Raw genomic sequence first — 15848 nt, forward strand, 5'->3', positions numbered from 1 at the left:
CACAGAAATGGGGGTGGCGACTGTTTACTAAAAACATAGGGCTCTGCGAAGTCGAAAGACGACGTATAGGGTCTGACGCCTGCCCGGTGCCGGAAGGTTAAAAGGAGTAGTGAGAGCTGCGAATTGAAGCCCCGGTAAACGGCGGCCGTAACTATAACGGTCCTAAGGTAGCGAAATTCCTTGTCGGGTAAGTTCCGACCTGCACGAATGGCGTAACGACTGCCCCACTGTCTCCAACGCAGACTCAGCGAAATTGAATTCCCCGTGAAGATGCGGGGTTCCCGCGGTTAGACGGAAAGACCCCGTGCACCTTTACTACAGCTTCGCAGTGGCATCAGGATCTATATGTGTAGGATAGGCGGGAGGCTTTGAAGCGGGTACGCCAGTATTCGTGGAGCCAACCTTGAAATACCGCCCTTGTATATTTTGATGTCTAACCGCGGTCCGTTATCCGGATCCGGGACCCTGCGTGGTGGGTAGTTTGACTGGGGCGGTCGCCTCCCAAAGAGTAACGGAGGCGCGCGATGGTGAGCTCAAGACGGTCGGAAATCGTCTGATGAGTGCAATGGCAAAAGCTCGCCTGACTGTGACACCGACAGGTGGAACAGAGACGAAAGTCGGTCATAGTGATCCGGTGGTCCCGCATGGAAGGGCCATCGCTCAACGGATAAAAGGTACGCCGGGGATAACAGGCTGATACCCCCCAAGAGTCCACATCGACGGGGGTGTTTGGCACCTCGATGTCGGCTCATCACATCCTGGGGCTGGAGCAGGTCCCAAGGGTATGGCTGTTCGCCATTTAAAGTGGTACGTGAGCTGGGTTTAGAACGTCGTGAGACAGTTCGGTCCCTATCTGCCGTGGGTGTACGAGACTTGAGAGGAGCTGTCCCTAGTACGAGAGGACCGGGATGGACATACCTCTGGTGGACCTGTTGTTACGCCAGTAGCACAGCAGGGTAGCTATGTATGGACGGGATAACCGCTGAAGGCATCTAAGCGGGAAGCCCCCCTCAAAACTAGGTCTCGCTGAGAACCGTGGAAGACTACCACGTTGATAGGCTGGGTGTGGAAGCGTAGTAATACGTGTAGCTTACCAGTACTAATTGTTCGATAGGCTTCAATCCTTAATCGTCGCTTACAGTGACATTGATCTTTGAAGTATACATTCGCTGAACGAAATATAGATATCTGATGAAAATCAGAAACTCGTATCAAGCAAATACAACTTATAATCTTATTAAGTGGCACTTAGTGTCCTTCATTAACTTACCTTGTCTATCGATGGCTTGGTGGTTATGGCGGGGGAAGATCCACCCGATCCCATCCCGAACTCGGCAGTGAAAGCCCCCAGCGCCAATGGTACTTCGTCTTAAGACGCGGGAGAGTAGGTCGCTGCCAAGCCTTCCATAGACAAGATCACAATGATCAAATTACATAAACCCATTCAGTTAACGCTGAATGGGTTTAATCTTTAAAGATTATCGCGGGCCCTTCCCGAAGCAGCGTGAGCTGCGTGGGAAATCAATACCCTCCCCGCGATAATAAATATATTATCGCGGGGTGGAGCAGCCCGGTAGCTCGTCAGGCTCATAACCTGAAGGTCGTCAGTTCAAATCTGGCCCCCGCAACCACTGATACTTGACTCTCAGCTAGAAAACTAGCTGGGAGTTTCGTGCTTTTAGGGTTATCTGAATCCTTAACTTCTACCTTCTCCATTTGTGAAGCCCCATTACATAAAAAGAGGATCTGTGCTAGATCCCCTTCGATGGTTAACTCTACGCCGTCTTCGGCTTCCTTGTTTGGTATCACCTCTATCTTTGTTATTAGAGATTGGATAATATCCACGGCCTGCCTTTGGATGGGGTCCTGTTCAAGATGTTTATGTAAATCTTGAACAATACTGGTGAAGTGGCCAGGCAGGTCATTATTGATAGAGAAATAATGATCATTTGCTTGGGCTGCTTCTAGTTGATCCTTAAGCTGTTCCACTTCCTGTTCGCGTTCTGCCAGTTTGTTGAAGATATATTTACTGCTGTTACCTTCTTCTAAAGATTGAACTAGATTAGCAATAGCTTTCTCAGCTTGTTCAATTTGCTTCTGGATCTTGTCGGGTGTAGCGTCGCCTTCACTTTGGAGGCGGTTCATCTCTTCCATATAAGCATCAGTAAAGGTCTTGATAAGCTCAGGAGTGACAAGCTCTGTCTTGAGTACCGCAAGTATACGTTCTTCAATATTAACGCGCTTGAAGGATTGTGAATTTTGGCACATGGAATCGCCATTCTTGTGGTTTTTACAGCGCATGTGATTTTTGCCATACATGATATAAGCCCCGCCACAATGGGAACATCTTAACAAACCTGAAGAAATATATTTACTGCGACGGCTCGCGCTTAAGGCGCTTTTGACGCCATCTTGGTTAGAGCGTTGCTTGATCTCTTCCTGTCGTGTTTTAACGTTGTTCCAGAGTTCGTCACTAACAATTCGCAGCTCTGGAATCTCCACAGAAATATGCTGATCACTTTCATTGATGCTAGCTTCGCGCTTCGCTGTCTCTGGGTTTTTAGCAAAGCTTGTTTTGTTGAAGACATATGAGCCAATATAAAGTTCATTATTCAAAATGCCTGTCGCGCGTTTGCCCTGGCCTCGAATAGAGGTGTTCAGCCATTTGCCATTACGGCCTGGGCCTGCAATCCCATCTTCGTTTAGACTTTTTGCAATATTCTCAGGTGTGATACCAGCAGCATATTCTTCAAAGATGCGGTTTACGATTTTAGCTTGCTCTTCGTTGATAGAGCGACCTGATTGGCTATGCTCGCAGATATAATATCCATAAGCGAGGCCGGACGCGACTTTACCTTTTATGGCGTTAGCCTTCATCCCGCGACGTGTCTTCTCACCGATTTTTTTGCGTTCCGCTTGATCCAAGGTAGCTTTAACACCTAATAGAATTGCGTCGACCTTGCCATTATAAATTGTGAAAAGTTCCTGCTTGTTATGTTCCAGGATCTCATTAAACTTTGTGACGTCGGCTACGTTTCGACCTAAGCGATCAATATCTTCTACGAGAACTAAATCATACTCTTTGTTCCGGCTCGCTTCTGTCAACGCTAAGAATCCAGGTCTATTTATCGCATTTGCACCGCTGATAGCTTCGTCCTTATAGCAACCCTGTAATTGCCATCCTTGTTGTTCTATATATTTTGAACAAGCGTCAATTTGATCTTGAGAGGATGTCTCATTTTGCTTGTTCGTTGAATGGCGAGCATAGATGGCAACACGTTTGGTCATTATTGTTCCTTATATCTGAATCTATTTAAGTAAGAATCTTGTGGTTAAATAAAAAGGGGGTTGGTTTAAAAAAATGTTAAAAAGTTTATCGACTGTTTCTTGTATGTCTTAAAAAGTATGAAATTTTGCGGATGATTTACTAAATTAATTTATGTTTTGTTTAAGTTTATGATCTTGAAAATCTTGTTGGGCGGCTTGTCGCGCTAAAAGCTGGACGAGGCTTTCTAGTTTTAGTTTTGTGGCATCATTTAGATCCTTTGTTGTGGTCACTGTTTTTGTCATGTCTTAGTCTTTCTGGTTATTAAAAAGACTAAGTAGGTCTATGTTTGAATTTTCTCCCCTCGGGTGAATAAAAAAGTTATTTTTTTGAAATAATTTGTAAGTTATTGAAAATAATTATTTAATTTGTGGATTCTAGAGGTGAGAAAACGCCTCTATTAGCTCATGCTGCTTCTTTATTTGACACATAATGTGGATTTACACATTCACGGCGAAGTAAAGCATAAATGCGTTGCCAACCTTCTCTATGCCTTGTTTTGTGATCAATATTTCAGTGGCGGCCGGTTTGAGGAATGTTCTGTTAGGAGATGATAAAGCTCCTCAGCCCAGATTTTGAAATTCTCTGGGCTATTGTGCTTAAATCATTTTGGTATGCATTTATGCTATTTCTTTCAGGTAGGAATTACTTACGAAAGATATATGGGTACTAGAGTGTAGTAGCTCTCGTTGCCATCGAGGTCAGGCAACTTTATTTGTTTGGCTTTTCCATCTGCTTCTAGGTCCTTGATCATTTGTTCTGTATCTGCCCAATAAAGGATTTCAGCAATTTCGTGTTCTCTTACACAGATGTGTTGGATGCACTCTATATAGTCCTCGATTTTGCATTTGTAGATTTGCAGACTATCAAGTTGCACTTCAGTAAAGAGTTTACTGGTCTTACAATGTTTGAAAACCATTTCGTATTCAGGCTCGTCTCTGTATGTTTCATTCAAGTAACCATAAAGTTGATCTAAAGGGTTGTCTGGGCTCATGTGATTTCTCCTTGTTAAAGCTTAAGTTATGCTGACTAATGCAGCGATAATTTTGATATGAGGCTTATTTCAAATTATGTCCAAATTTTCTTTCAATTTTTTTTAAGTATTGAAATTTTATGGGGGCGAGTGGGGGATTTGAAAAACAGACCCCAACATATATTTCGTTCGGAGAAGAAAGTATTTACTATGATATATTTTCTATGTGGGGGATGTTAGGTGTAAGTTGAGAGAAAGATTCAAGTAAGAAAATCTATCTGGTTTTCTATCCAGATTGTTTGAGCAAGAGTAGTTCCACATGCCCAACATAATTTTATTTATATGTAAGTTATTGAAATAATTAATTTTACTAAGTCTTTTCCAAAAAAGTGCAAAATATCTGAGAAAGTTTTTCTAAGAAACTCCCATTTTTTCCTGAACGGATTGGACAGCTAAATTTTGGTTGTTTGATCTAAATTTTACCCCCTCTTAGGAAAAGATAATGAAGACTTATGAAAAGATATTGAATGCAATTTTTAAAGACCCCACTGGTATGGGCGCAGCTGATTTAATAATCGAATTTTTTAAAGGTAAGGCGATCCATGTGCCGGGTATTGGCTGGTATGTTTATAGCGGTACCCATTGGATTCCAGATATAGCTGAGGTCGAAATTTATGACCTTTATAGAGAAGCTTTGTATTACGTGGTTCTTTCCGATGACTTTAAGACTTTCTATGAGAAGAAGCTTGATAAGATTGAGGAAGAGGATAAACGCAAAGCTTGTGAAAAGACCATCACAACATTCATCAGATCTTTAGGGAATGTGACTTTTAAGGATAAAGTCTTAAGTCAGGTTGCAAAAGATCGGCGTATTCATTGTGATGCGAGTAAATTAAACCCAGCCAGAAATGTGCTTTATTTTAAAAATGGAGTTTTGGACTTAAACACAAAGAAGCTCTCTGTCCATAGATCTGAGAATTATAATACATATGTGTATGATTGGGATTATGATTCTAATGCAACATGCCCCACATTCTTAAATGCTCTTTCAGATATGGTCTTTGATGATCGTGATCCGGAGCAAGGTAAAGACGAACTACAAGCTTATCTTCGAGAAATGATTGGATTTTGTCTATTACGTAAGAAGCCGGATCAGAAGGCCTTTTTCTGGGATGGACGCGGTGGAAATGGGAAATCCGAACTGGTCAGGGTGTTGCAGAAAGTAGCTGGTGAGAATGCGGCTCTTGTACAAATATCCCTATTTACAGGCGTGGAAGCAAGAAATTCAAATTCGCATCAATCCCATCTTATTCCCTTGATGGGAAAATCTGTTGTGATTGCGGCTGAGGGAGATGATGGTGGTCAGCTTAATGATGGAATCTTTAAACAGATTACAGGTGGCGATCAAATCTCTGCGCGGGCGGCTTATTCAGCGAAGACTGTTAATTTTCGTCCTGAATTGGCGGCAGTGATTGCAACGAATGCTCTTCCAACAATCAATGGAGAAGATGAAGCTATTCGTCGACGGGTTCACCGTATTAACTTTCCTTGCCGTTTTGTGCATGAGAATGAATTGGAAGAGAAAAAGAAGACACATAGATTTGTGAAGGTAAAGAAGGCAAATATCCGCAAAGATTTGGAGGATGAGCTTCCAGGAATTATGGCTTGGGCCATAGAAGGGGCTCATCGTGTTTTGCACAATCATGGGATCTCAGAGCCAGCTATTATCAGATATTGGACGGATCAATATTTTGGGGATGAAGACCCTGTTGGTGCCTTTATTGAAAATCAGTTGGATATCGATGTACCAGAGTATTTGACGATGAAGGCAAGTGAAGTTTATGAGGCGTTTAGCAAATGGTATCCAGAAAGTGGTTTTGCAAAGAGAGTAACCGAGAAGCGGTTTCACCAAGTATTAAAAAAAGCTCTTTTTGATCGTCGAGCTAATCACTCTGGTCGGATTCTCTATAAAGGTTTGACATTAAAAGATACACAAAAGAAACAAGCTGTACTTGATATTCGAAATCGTAACACGGATCGGCTCAGTATAGATGAGCGTATCATTAAGATTGAACAGATCGCGCAAACTGTTTGTGGCAATAAAGTGAGTGTCCTTAAGTGGATTAATTCTCCACAGCCTGAGTTGGGTGGCAGTTCACCTCAAGAAGCAATTCAAGATCAAAAATTATTCGAAAAGCTTCTCGTTGCCTTTGCACCGCATAGTACGAGTTTTGCTACTTAAATAGCTCCCGCAATCTTCTCCGTTTTGGAGGCAAGTTAGTCACTTAGTCGCAAGATATCGATTAAGTGATTGATTCTATGCAGAAACATTTTTGCTCATTTTGAAGCCCCAAAAAAACAAAAAAAATAATTTCTCAAGAATTTTGCACCTATGTGGTTGAGGAGCAATGACGCTCATCACCCCTATCAGGAGTAACGCTCATGAGAAACATTAAAGACCTAGTTTCAACCCATCCCATCCATTTTCTAGACTTCACATTCATTGGTGTTCTGAAAGAACAGCATCTGAATGTGCTGCAAGTCATGGAAGACTTGCTCAGCGATATATGTGCTTCCTCGTTGGTTTTGCATTTGCCAGCAATAACCATCTTCAATGGCTTGGAAAAACAGAAGGTCAGAGAACAGGTGATGATGACCTGTGATGATCTGGAAACCACATTGAGTGAAGTCGGTCTCTCTGCTTCTTATGCTTTGGTGGATTTAGAAAAATCCAATCCTTACCCAGAAACTCAAGAAGGTCTTTCATCTGTGAAAGCCAAAGGTTTGGCGATCACAGTCACAGTGAATGAAGATTTTAAAAACGCGGCCTGATTTGCCCTCGATCTATACGAGAGGGCAATTCCGTCCTCTCCATTTAAAACTCAATATGGAGAAAATATATGAATAAAAATCAAACTCAAAATTTTTACATTCCTTCTAATTTTCAAGAGCTGAAGAAAGGCTGTGGTCCTAAAATTACACTGGATGTAGTTGCACCTAGTCAGTGTCAGGATCTGATCGGAACAATCCATGAGCCGATCCGAACGCATTTAGATCCAGCGTGGTTATTTGAAATCGGCCTGCCTTTAGAAAATGCCCGTGCATTGTCTTTGATTGGAAGGGATGGGCAAGAGGCCAGAAACTCTTCCTTGATTCAAAAGTTGGATTTTGATGCAAGAAAGGCTTTGACCAAATCCGGCAATATCTACGGCTTCGATAAGATCCATACAGAAAACCCTGATGAGATTTTAAGTCATCTATTGGTGATGCTTTCCAGTTGGGGCTTGGCTGATTTGGCCGGCATTCCTCAGTTCTTTTACGAAGACTAATCAACTTATTTATTGGGGCGCATGATGCGCCCCTTACTTTAGGAGAAACACCATGACGGAAATTTTTGATATTCTACTCACCAGACCCGTCCATGCTTTAGATTTTCAGATCTCACCTGAGGTTGATGCTAAAGATCATGATTTGATTGGATCGATTGGCAAAAGGATAGAAGAGCTGCAGCAGGAAGCTGATATTGTGATGCAGCCTGCGGAAGATGTGAATGCGGCTATTCTAAATCTGATGCGCCGTGAAAATATTCAAACGGAATGTAGGGACTTAGAAATGTTACTGACGGAGCATGATTTAGACATGATGGTTGGGACATATGAATATGACCCTGAAGAATTTAATACGCCCCTATTTGATCATGAGATGACTTGCTTGATGATTTATATTGGATGTGAAGGGCAGCTGCCGGAATTGAAGAGCTTGAAAGAAGCTGCATAATGTTTTTAGTTATTATTTAAAAAATAACTTATTCAGAAACACACCTATATGTAACGTCATGTAACGTATTACGTTATGTGACGTTATTTTTTTTAATATTACGTCAAAAAATTATCAGATATTTAAATAAAGACCCTATCTCCAAATTAGACAGTAAAATTATCAATTGGAGACTATAAAATGAGTAAGAAAGCAAAATATACAGATGAAGAAATCAAAGCTAAACTTGTTGAGTTAATTGCCTATCAGGCGGAAGAACCAACGGTTGCTCAAGCCCGAGCCTTTATTGGAGTAGGGTCAAATAGTAAAATAGGCCCGATGCTAAGAGAAGCGCTTCGAGAGGCAGAGGTCCAAAAGAAACAAATGGCGGCACTTCCTGAATCTCTTCAGCAGCAAATCATGCAATCCATCGCCCCGATATGGCAATATGCACAGGATTTGGGATTAGCACAGGTGGATCGGATTGAGGCAGAGGCGCAAGAAAGATTGTCGGCTTATGAGACTGAAAATAATGGCTTGTTGAAACAGCTTGATGAAAAGGAAGCTGAAATCTCTGACATCCGCAATCAGTTCTTAGAAAGCTATGATAAAAATCATGAGCTTCATGAAACCATCAATCGGTTGAGCGGAGAGAATACGGTTTTGACAGTCAAAAATGAAGATCTTGAAGATAAATGTGAAGGCCTAGTCACTGAACTTGCCCAACTCAAAGCTATGAATGCAGAGCTTCAAAAAGAGCTAATTAATTTAGTGAAGCAAAAAATTTGATCCAAAAATCTTGGTCTTTTTGAAAATGCGCCTAGTTAAACTATAGAGCCCATCAATGATGCTTAGTATGGGCTTAGATCAGATTGTTATATAGATAAATACCAATTTGAATATAGATGATTGATCTGATTGAAACGGGTTCCAAGGCTTAGTGTTATAGGCTTTGGTGCCTGTAAATTCATGATAAACCATTTGCAATAGAAGCCGTCCTTTTTAGGGCGGCTTTTATTTTTTGAAAACTTGTCCCAGTTTTATTGGGAAACTCATTTTTGCAGATATGTGAAGTTTAGCAATTGTGCAGAACACTACATGGATAAAGAAAATGAATGAAGATTGGATGACAGTGAAAGAGGCGGCAAAGAGGGCCGGGGTTTGTACGAAAACTATTTATCGGGCCATCGCGTCCGGCAAATTAAGAGCCGTGCGTCTTGGGGGCACAATGATCCGTATCGATCCACTTCATTTTCTTGATTATGTCCATGGGGGGAGGGGTGAGAGTTAAAGGCTTTTTACGGGGCGTAAGCCTTTAACTTCTCACTCACATATTTTTAAAAGGAATTCTATTATGATTACATTACAGGATTATTTAGACAAACTGGAACACACAGAGATTGATGGATTATCTAAGGAACGCCAACGCGCCATTTATTGGGATTTAAAGCGATTTGTATCTTATGCCCATGTAGATGGGGATGCTCGCAAAATCCAGGCTGTTCCCAGAATTATCACTCAACATCTTGATCGGATGTTACCTGCTGATTTGAAGATGGAAGATGAAAGATTCAGAAACTTTTGCTCCAATGTCAGGGCAGCTCTCAAAAAGGTTAACATTGAGGGCGCTATATACAGCTATGTGAAAGACTTGCCTGAAGCATGGCAGCAATTATTGGATCGTGTTGATCTTAAAGAGGCAATGCTTGATCCCAAAACTTCTTTCAGCAAACATCAGCTGATTAAACTTAGAAGTTTTGCCAAGTCAGTCGTCGCAGCTGGGATTATGAAGCCTAAAGATATTGGTTTGGAAATCTATTTAGATCTTTTACCGATTGTGAAAGAGCAAAGCTTTAAAAAGACAGCCGTCATTAATCTACGTGATGGGGCTGTAACCTGGAACAAATGTAAGGTGCTATTTCAAGATTGGCCTGGTGAAAAGATCATTATCCCAAACAAGCGGGATTTTTGGGTACCCGTTGCGGATATGCATCCAGATCTACAAAAAGAGATTGTAGCCTATCAAGATTATATGCGTGATCCGGTGAAAGTTGATTTGCAACGCAATAAACAAAACAAAAGGTTTGAACCTTATAGTGAAGGGACCATCAAGATCCATACGAACCGTTTGCGCTATGCAGTGACTTGCCTGTTACTAAAAGGTCATCGCTTAAATGATCTTACAAGCATCCAAAATCTGGTAAGCCCTAAAGCCATGGGATTGGTCTCTGAAGTTTATCGGGAACGTAAAGAAGAAGAACTTCGACAGATCTATAGTGATGGTATTCAGAGTGATGAATTTTTAGAAAAGACCTCTGGGGAACATACGATTATTCGAGACCTGAGAACCATTGCTCATAATCTTTATAATGTACCTGCTGCAGTATGTTCAGCAATGTATACAATCCTGCAAAACACTAGATCAGCAACTTATGATCTGGGGGATCGGAAAATCACCGTTCATATGAAAAGTCATGGCCTCAGTGAGAAGAATAAACGTGTTGTAGATTCTATACTGACCAATGACGAAAAGCATAAAGACTATCTGGAATTGTCACGCAAAATTATGGATCAGGTTGAGGAAAGACGCCAGGCAGGTGCTAATCATAAAATTGATGACTTTTATGCTTTCCAGAATGCAATCGGCTTTGCCATCTTGATTAACGGGGTGATGAGGCCTGGGGATTTAGCCAAACTTAATCTGGCCACAGAATATAGAAAGACAACTGCTTCAGAAGTTCATGTGGCTGAGTTTATTTATTATGAGCAAAAAGTTGGTAAGAGAACCAAGGAGCTGACGATCAGACCTATCTCAAAGGATTTGAATGAGTATTTTAAGCTCTATCTTGAGCATTACAGACCGTGGTTTTTGAAGGGGCAATCTTCGAATTATGTCTTTCCAGGAGAAAACCCTAAAAAACATATTACCACTTCAAGACTAGCTTCGCGGATATCCAAATTCGTGGAATCCCATTTGAAGATTAAATATCACTGTCATTCAAACCGGCATATCACAGGGTCGCATATTGTCCGGGATAATCCGGCCAATGTTACTTTGGCCTCAAAAGCACTGGGACATAAACGTCAAACGACCACGGAAGAATATTATCTTCCGGATCAAACAGAGACAGCCCTCAAACATCGAGATGAATTGAATAAAGGGATTACAAATAATGTGCTCTAATAAAAATTGGCCTGCTTGGCTTCAAGTTAAATGGGAGGCGAAAGCCTCCTTTTTTGCCCGAACTGTTCAGAAAAAAGTTAAAACAGAGTTAAATAATTTGATGATTGCTTTGACTGGTAAAATCGGAACGGAGGAAGTTAAAAGATATGCGTTATCCCTCAAAGAGGATCAAAAAATGCTTCCTAAAAACCGCCATACTCGATTGGGCTATTTGAAAAGGGGATTGGATCAACTCATTCCTGAATTGGACACGGTTTTTATCTGCGAACTTCTAGGCCAACTTAACTCAGAAATGAGGCCTACCTCTGGTGAGCCACGTAAAGCCACACGGGATTATCCGCATAAATATGCTATTCCTTTTGAAGGTTGGCCCAGAAAGGATCGGGCGTTATGGAATGACTTGATGCGATCTCCGACTTCCAAAATTGCCGGTTATTCAGAGCCTATGATCAAAACCTATCGGGATACCTATGGTCAATGGGTGAAGCATCGTGAAGAGGCTGGGTTAGGATACGGGCAAGAAACTTTGGAACTGGTGGATAGCTTCCTTGAGAAGATCAACAACCGAGATATTACGTCTCATACCCGCAGCAATATTGTTCAAAGAATTATCTCTGTAATATGTGATTTTGAGAAACTAGAGGAAGAGCAAGTTGATGAGTTTCTGGAATATGAAGAAACAGGAGATCTAGATGAAAAGTTTGAAGATTTAGTTTTGCAAACACAATCAGAAGAATTTTTACCTTATGGTGAAGCGGAAGAGGTCCTGACTGTAATTGAGTATCTTCAGGCTTGTTCGCGTATGCTCAAACGTCAAGCGATACCAGAGAAGGGGAAAGCGGCTCGTATTGTCAGCCCGCATGATCTTTACTTTCTTGGTAAGAGCCTGTGTGAGGCTGCAAAGAAAAATCCAGTTAAGAGCACAGAGATGGCTGTTCAATATCGTAATGGCTTGATGATCCAGTTTTTGTCACATCGTCCTGTGCGTCTCTCAAATCTAATGGATCTGGGAATCAAACAGGGGAAGGATCAGCTCTGTTTTGGCGGCACTATTGATCTTGAAAACTGGGAGACGATCTGGCCCGCCGCTCAGATGAAAAACAGACATATCCTTAAAATCCCCCTCCCTGAAATAATCCGGGAAGATATGGATACTTACCTGAAATCTTACCGTCCCATTTTGAAAGGGAGTAATCCCACAACACAGCTATGGTTGTCACGAGAAGGCGGACGGCCCTTATCAGCTGGGCAGTTTGAATCCAAAGTTAAGAAATTAACCAAACAGCGTCTTGGGGTGGATGTATCGCCTCATCTCTTTAGGGATAGTAATGCGCAGCTTTTGGTAAAAGAAGACCTGCTTTGGGCTATCCCGAATATCTTGGGGCATCTATCAGAAAAAAGCTCTGAAACTTATAAAGGGCAGGCAGAAGCTTATCATGCCTGGAAGGTACAGCGACAAAACATCCAGAAAATAACGGAAGACAGTGTCTTTTAAGTTTAAAAGACACTGTCCCGAAAATCCACGTAAGTCCTTGATTGTCCATCATTGTCCAAAACGTTGTGAAAACGGGGCGGGGTGTTCCCATACTGTATCTCATGGGGTGTTTGCACATTTGATGCTATATTATATCAATATAATATCCTTAATAACGATTTTTTTAAACAAAATCAAAAATATGTGTTTCACCTAATTATCTCTATATGAAATAGAATGTATAGAAAATTTTAGTCCTATTACTATCAATGCCTCTTAGTATAGTCCTTCTGTCTCCCTGTATAAAGAGAATGGATATATTAATGAGTTGAAGAAGTAATATATGAATAGTGAATTTCTAAAAACTCGAATACGGGTGCATCTATAATTTTTAATCAAAAAAAAAATTTATTAAGAGTGATTTTATTATGTTTTTTATACATCAACTAGTTTTGACAAAAGTCACGACAAAGCTCTTGGAAATCTTGTGTTTAAGTTTCTTTTCTTGATTGTACGCGGCTTAGTTAAAATGATACATTTGGTATTTTTAAAAATGAGGAAACATTGCTTTAGCTTAAGTGATTATAAATGGTTTGATAAATTTCCTCCAGCTAACTTGAGCATTAAAACTATCGAGTTAAATTCTAGTAATTAAAATTTGAGCAGGATAGTGACCTGCTCAAATTTATATTAGTATATGTTATTGGCTTTTTGAAGTTCTCTTACATACTGAATGATAGCGCGTATTTCTTCATCGGTTACATGAGGTTGTGCAGGCATATCGCCAAATGGCCAGTGATGTTGTCTTACCCCCATTTTCACAGCACGTACGAATGAGCCGTCATTGTGATGGCCTGGATGATACACTTTATGGATAAATGTTGGGCCAGCCATAGTTCCTTCTGCATTTTTGCCATGACATGCCATACAAGTATCGTCATATGCTTGCTTCCCTGCTATTGCTAATTCTGATAAGGGCATGTCGACTAATTTTTCATGAGATGATGGCATCAAATTTGAGATAATTTTTGAACCCAGAATACCACCTCCAACAAGCACTATTGCTATGATAGATAATGGTATAATTTTACCTTTAAGATTCTTCATGATTTTAATCCTTAAGAATTCATATCAAGAAGATAGACAGCAATTGCATTTAAATCTTCCTGAGTAAGATTGGATGTTCCAAATTGCACGACTTCCCCCATTGATCCGCCAAATGCATCTCCATCAGGTAATATCCCCGACTGTAAGGCGTATATGATGGATGATTTATCCCATCCGTTAGCTTTCAAAGCCTCTGATGTGATTGAGGGAGATTTCCCGCCATCAGGTAATCTTGAAGCCCCGGAAAGGTATGCTGACTTCTTTCGGGCGCCAGCCAAGTTGCGATCTGTGTGACATGCCCCGCAATGTAAGGGGCCATCAACAAGATATTTTCCTCGGTTCCATTCATCTGACTTGGCAGTAATATTTTCACGCTTAGGAAAATCTAAGAAAGCAGCACGCCATAATTTTAATCCATCTCTTATGTTGAATGGAAAATACAGGTCGTGATCTTTGGACGGAATTTCATTTGCAGGAACAGTATTAAAAGCAGCCCATAAATCGGCGATTTCTTGATCAGAAAACTTTGCGTAAAAATCATATGGGAATGCTGGGTAATACGGTTTTCCTTCCGGCGAAATACCTTGTCTTAAAGCTTTAGAAAAATCAGAAATTGTCCAATCGCCAATTCCATTTACCTTGCTCATCGTGAGGTTTGGGGAATAAAAGGTACCAAAATCTGTTTCTAATTTATGCCCACCTGCAAGGATTTCAGTGCTTCCTTTTGCCGTATGGCAAGCAATGCACCCAGAAACCTGGGCCAGATAGACACCATTTGAAATATTTCCTTCTAGTGAAGAGACTCCTTCTGGCTGGCCAATATGCCAAGCAGAGATTCCAAGATATCCTGCCCCCGCTAACGCGAGGGCAAAGACACCAGCAAATAATGCTTTTTTCATTTGTGATCTCTAGTTTTCAATTCTGTATTTTGTATGACAAGCAGAACAGTTTTGAGTGATCATTTTAAAAACACCATTTGGCGGCATTTGATCTAAAGGCATGTCATCCAAGTTCATATTGTCTGCCATATTTCCTTGCCCCATTTGCATCATGGATTGGCCCATCATTGAACTATTGTTCATCATCTGACCTTTCTTATGAAATGGGTTGGCAGCTGCTTTTTCTAAGCCGATTGCTAATTTATTTAGGTCATTTGCAATTTTCTGGAAATCGTCCCAATTGCTCCAGATTTCTTCTTTAGCTTCACTTGGACCATGAATGCTGTCTTTAGGAAAACCTTTGGTCATATGTATACCTGAGTTTTCTTGAATGATTTTGCTTTGGGTAATGACTTTCTCAATATCGTATTCTTGATCACCCTTCATCATTGGGACCAGAATTTTGATCGCAGATTTTAGATTACCCATTAAATCCATGCGTTCTTTTACAACGCCTGTTGCACCTCCATGTCCAAATGCAGTTGCGACAAATAGTGCTGATACCACAGTTGTGGCAGCGATAACTTTTTTCATTTTAGAAGTTCCTTATATAAAATTGTGTAATTTGATAAAGGAACTATGCTTTGGGTGGAGGAGTATCCCGCAGAGTATCAATGCCGAACATTGCATATGTGCCATCTGCTTGTCTTAAGGTAGTGAGTTTCAAAACAATATCGACAGGTTGTTCAACAATATTCATGATATTATTCGCGCCACAATGGATCAAACCTGCAGTGTTATCTATATTTTCACTTTCGTTGAAATGTGCATGTGAAACATCATGAGAATGCGCGTGTTCATGATTGTTCTCACCTTCAATATGAGGTGAGTCATCATGGGCATAAACATTCCCTGAAATCAGGAAGGCTGCGCATATTAAAGCTTTTAGAAATAACTTCATGACATTTCTTTAGTTAACAAAATCACCTGAAAGGTTCGCTTTAGAATATATATGTTTTAGGAAAATGTCGATTTCTTCTTTTGCCAGAAACATTAAATTTTTTTGATAAAGCCTCTTGAAATTAAAAATTAGAAAATATATATCCGGCAAATACGAAGTTTAATCTTCTTTCAACGGATATTAGTTTTAG

At 40.7% G+C, this 15848-nt stretch carries 15 protein-coding genes, 1 tRNA gene and 2 rRNA genes (1 of these 18 cut by a window edge); 11 read left to right on the forward strand and 7 right to left on the reverse strand.

Annotated features, from left to right (window positions below):
• The 3 genes from ACOQOA_RS15925 to ACOQOA_RS15935 form a co-directional block, all read left to right on the forward strand.
• Window positions 1–1124 (forward strand): 23S ribosomal RNA (locus ACOQOA_RS15925); it begins 1619 nt to the left of the window's first position.
• Window positions 1125–1285: 161 nt separating this feature from the next.
• Window positions 1286–1401, forward strand: a 5S ribosomal RNA gene (rrf, locus tag ACOQOA_RS15930).
• Window positions 1402–1554: 153 nt separating this feature from the next.
• Window positions 1555–1631 (forward strand) — tRNA-Met (locus ACOQOA_RS15935).
• Here ACOQOA_RS15935 and ACOQOA_RS15940 read toward each other — a convergent pair.
• The 3 genes from ACOQOA_RS15940 to ACOQOA_RS15950 form a co-directional block, all read right to left on the reverse strand.
• Window positions 1588–3288 (reverse strand): recombinase family protein, encoded by a 1701-nt coding sequence (locus ACOQOA_RS15940; RefSeq protein ID WP_420550117.1) that lies wholly within the window; start codon window positions 3286–3288, stop codon window positions 1588–1590. The genes ACOQOA_RS15935 and ACOQOA_RS15940 overlap by 44 nt on opposite strands.
• A 144-nt stretch (window positions 3289–3432) precedes the next feature.
• Complete coding sequence (locus ACOQOA_RS15945) at window positions 3433–3570, reverse strand: hypothetical protein (RefSeq protein ID WP_420549590.1); 138 nt, start codon at window positions 3568–3570, stop codon at window positions 3433–3435.
• Window positions 3571–3974: 404 nt separating this feature from the next.
• Window positions 3975–4319: a hypothetical protein gene (locus tag ACOQOA_RS15950; protein WP_420549591.1), complete on the reverse strand. Its 345-nt coding sequence runs from the start codon at window positions 4317–4319 to the stop codon at window positions 3975–3977.
• 481 nt (window positions 4320–4800) lie between these two features.
• Here ACOQOA_RS15950 and ACOQOA_RS15955 point away from each other — a divergent pair, with 481 nt between their 5' ends.
• The 8 genes from ACOQOA_RS15955 to ACOQOA_RS15990 all read left to right on the forward strand — a co-directional run bounded on the left by ACOQOA_RS15955 (window position 4801) and on the right by ACOQOA_RS15990 (window position 12733).
• Window positions 4801–6540 carry a phage/plasmid primase, P4 family gene (locus tag ACOQOA_RS15955; RefSeq protein ID WP_420549592.1) on the forward strand — a complete coding sequence of 580 codons (1740 nt, stop codon included), beginning with the start codon at window positions 4801–4803 and terminating at the stop codon, window positions 6538–6540.
• A 200-nt stretch (window positions 6541–6740) separates the two neighbouring features.
• Window positions 6741–7130 carry a hypothetical protein gene (locus ACOQOA_RS15960; RefSeq protein ID WP_420549593.1) on the forward strand — a complete coding sequence of 130 codons (390 nt, stop codon included), beginning with the start codon at window positions 6741–6743 and terminating at the stop codon, window positions 7128–7130.
• 68 nt (window positions 7131–7198) lie between these two features.
• Window positions 7199–7627: a hypothetical protein gene (locus tag ACOQOA_RS15965; RefSeq protein WP_420549594.1), complete on the forward strand. Its 429-nt coding sequence runs from the start codon at window positions 7199–7201 to the stop codon at window positions 7625–7627.
• A gap of 52 nt (window positions 7628–7679) precedes the next feature.
• Window positions 7680–8075, forward strand: coding sequence for a hypothetical protein (locus ACOQOA_RS15970; protein ID WP_420549595.1), 396 nt, complete (start codon window positions 7680–7682; stop codon window positions 8073–8075).
• A 180-nt stretch (window positions 8076–8255) separates the two neighbouring features.
• Complete coding sequence (locus ACOQOA_RS15975) at window positions 8256–8843, forward strand: DNA-binding protein (RefSeq protein WP_420549596.1); 588 nt, start codon at window positions 8256–8258, stop codon at window positions 8841–8843.
• Between the two features lie 322 nt (window positions 8844–9165).
• On the forward strand, window positions 9166–9345 hold the full coding sequence (locus ACOQOA_RS15980; protein WP_420549597.1) for a helix-turn-helix domain-containing protein: 180 nt from the start codon (window positions 9166–9168) through the stop codon (window positions 9343–9345).
• 63 nt (window positions 9346–9408) lie between these two features.
• Entirely contained in the window at window positions 9409–11238 is a 1830-nt protein-coding gene (locus ACOQOA_RS15985) for a tyrosine-type recombinase/integrase (RefSeq protein ID WP_420549598.1), read from the forward strand.
• Entirely contained in the window at window positions 11228–12733 is a 1506-nt protein-coding gene (locus tag ACOQOA_RS15990) for a hypothetical protein (protein WP_420549599.1), read from the forward strand. Before ACOQOA_RS15985 ends, ACOQOA_RS15990 begins: the two co-directional genes overlap by 11 nt.
• A gap of 669 nt (window positions 12734–13402) precedes the next feature.
• Here ACOQOA_RS15990 and ACOQOA_RS15995 read toward each other — a convergent pair.
• The 4 genes from ACOQOA_RS15995 to ACOQOA_RS16010 are packed head-to-tail and all read right to left on the reverse strand — an operon-like array spanning window position 13403 to window position 15658.
• Window positions 13403–13819, reverse strand: a complete 417-nt coding sequence (locus ACOQOA_RS15995) for a c-type cytochrome (protein ID WP_420549600.1) — start codon at window positions 13817–13819, stop codon at window positions 13403–13405.
• Window positions 13820–13830: 11 nt separating this feature from the next.
• Entirely contained in the window at window positions 13831–14718 is an 888-nt protein-coding gene (locus ACOQOA_RS16000; protein ID WP_420549601.1) for a c-type cytochrome, read from the reverse strand.
• A 9-nt stretch (window positions 14719–14727) separates the two neighbouring features.
• The gene (locus ACOQOA_RS16005; RefSeq protein WP_420549602.1) at window positions 14728–15291 is read right to left on the reverse strand and encodes a c-type cytochrome; all 564 of its coding nucleotides are present in this window, start codon (window positions 15289–15291) and stop codon (window positions 14728–14730) included.
• Window positions 15292–15334: 43 nt separating this feature from the next.
• Window positions 15335–15658 (reverse strand): hypothetical protein, encoded by a 324-nt coding sequence (locus ACOQOA_RS16010; protein ID WP_420549603.1) that lies wholly within the window; start codon window positions 15656–15658, stop codon window positions 15335–15337.
• Between the last annotated feature and the right edge of the window lie 190 nt (window positions 15659–15848).

The organism is Curvivirga sp., from assembly GCF_965219885.1.
Lineage (GTDB): Bacteria > Pseudomonadota > Alphaproteobacteria > UBA8366 > Aestuariispiraceae > Curvivirga.

Excerpts from the sequence above, each read along its gene's own strand:
- ACOQOA_RS15940 (WP_420550117.1), bottom strand. The coding sequence starts at position 3,288 with ATGACCAAACGTGTTGCCATCTATGCTCGCCATTCAACGAACAAGCAA.
- ACOQOA_RS15945 (WP_420549590.1), bottom strand. The coding sequence starts at position 3,570 with ATGACAAAAACAGTGACCACAACAAAGGATCTAAATGATGCCACAAAA.
- ACOQOA_RS15950 (WP_420549591.1), bottom strand. The coding sequence starts at position 4,319 with ATGAGCCCAGACAACCCTTTAGATCAACTTTATGGTTACTTGAATGAA.
- ACOQOA_RS15955 (WP_420549592.1), top strand. The coding sequence starts at position 4,801 with ATGAAGACTTATGAAAAGATATTGAATGCAATTTTTAAAGACCCCACT.
- ACOQOA_RS15960 (WP_420549593.1), top strand. The coding sequence starts at position 6,741 with ATGAGAAACATTAAAGACCTAGTTTCAACCCATCCCATCCATTTTCTA.
- ACOQOA_RS15965 (WP_420549594.1), top strand. The coding sequence starts at position 7,199 with ATGAATAAAAATCAAACTCAAAATTTTTACATTCCTTCTAATTTTCAA.
- ACOQOA_RS15970 (WP_420549595.1), top strand. The coding sequence starts at position 7,680 with ATGACGGAAATTTTTGATATTCTACTCACCAGACCCGTCCATGCTTTA.
- ACOQOA_RS15975 (WP_420549596.1), top strand. The coding sequence starts at position 8,256 with ATGAGTAAGAAAGCAAAATATACAGATGAAGAAATCAAAGCTAAACTT.
- ACOQOA_RS15980 (WP_420549597.1), top strand. The coding sequence starts at position 9,166 with ATGAATGAAGATTGGATGACAGTGAAAGAGGCGGCAAAGAGGGCCGGG.
- ACOQOA_RS15985 (WP_420549598.1), top strand. The coding sequence starts at position 9,409 with ATGATTACATTACAGGATTATTTAGACAAACTGGAACACACAGAGATT.
- ACOQOA_RS15990 (WP_420549599.1), top strand. The coding sequence starts at position 11,228 with ATGTGCTCTAATAAAAATTGGCCTGCTTGGCTTCAAGTTAAATGGGAG.
- ACOQOA_RS15995 (WP_420549600.1), bottom strand. The coding sequence starts at position 13,819 with ATGAAGAATCTTAAAGGTAAAATTATACCATTATCTATCATAGCAATA.
- ACOQOA_RS16000 (WP_420549601.1), bottom strand. The coding sequence starts at position 14,718 with ATGAAAAAAGCATTATTTGCTGGTGTCTTTGCCCTCGCGTTAGCGGGG.
- ACOQOA_RS16005 (WP_420549602.1), bottom strand. The coding sequence starts at position 15,291 with ATGAAAAAAGTTATCGCTGCCACAACTGTGGTATCAGCACTATTTGTC.
- ACOQOA_RS16010 (WP_420549603.1), bottom strand. The coding sequence starts at position 15,658 with ATGAAGTTATTTCTAAAAGCTTTAATATGCGCAGCCTTCCTGATTTCA.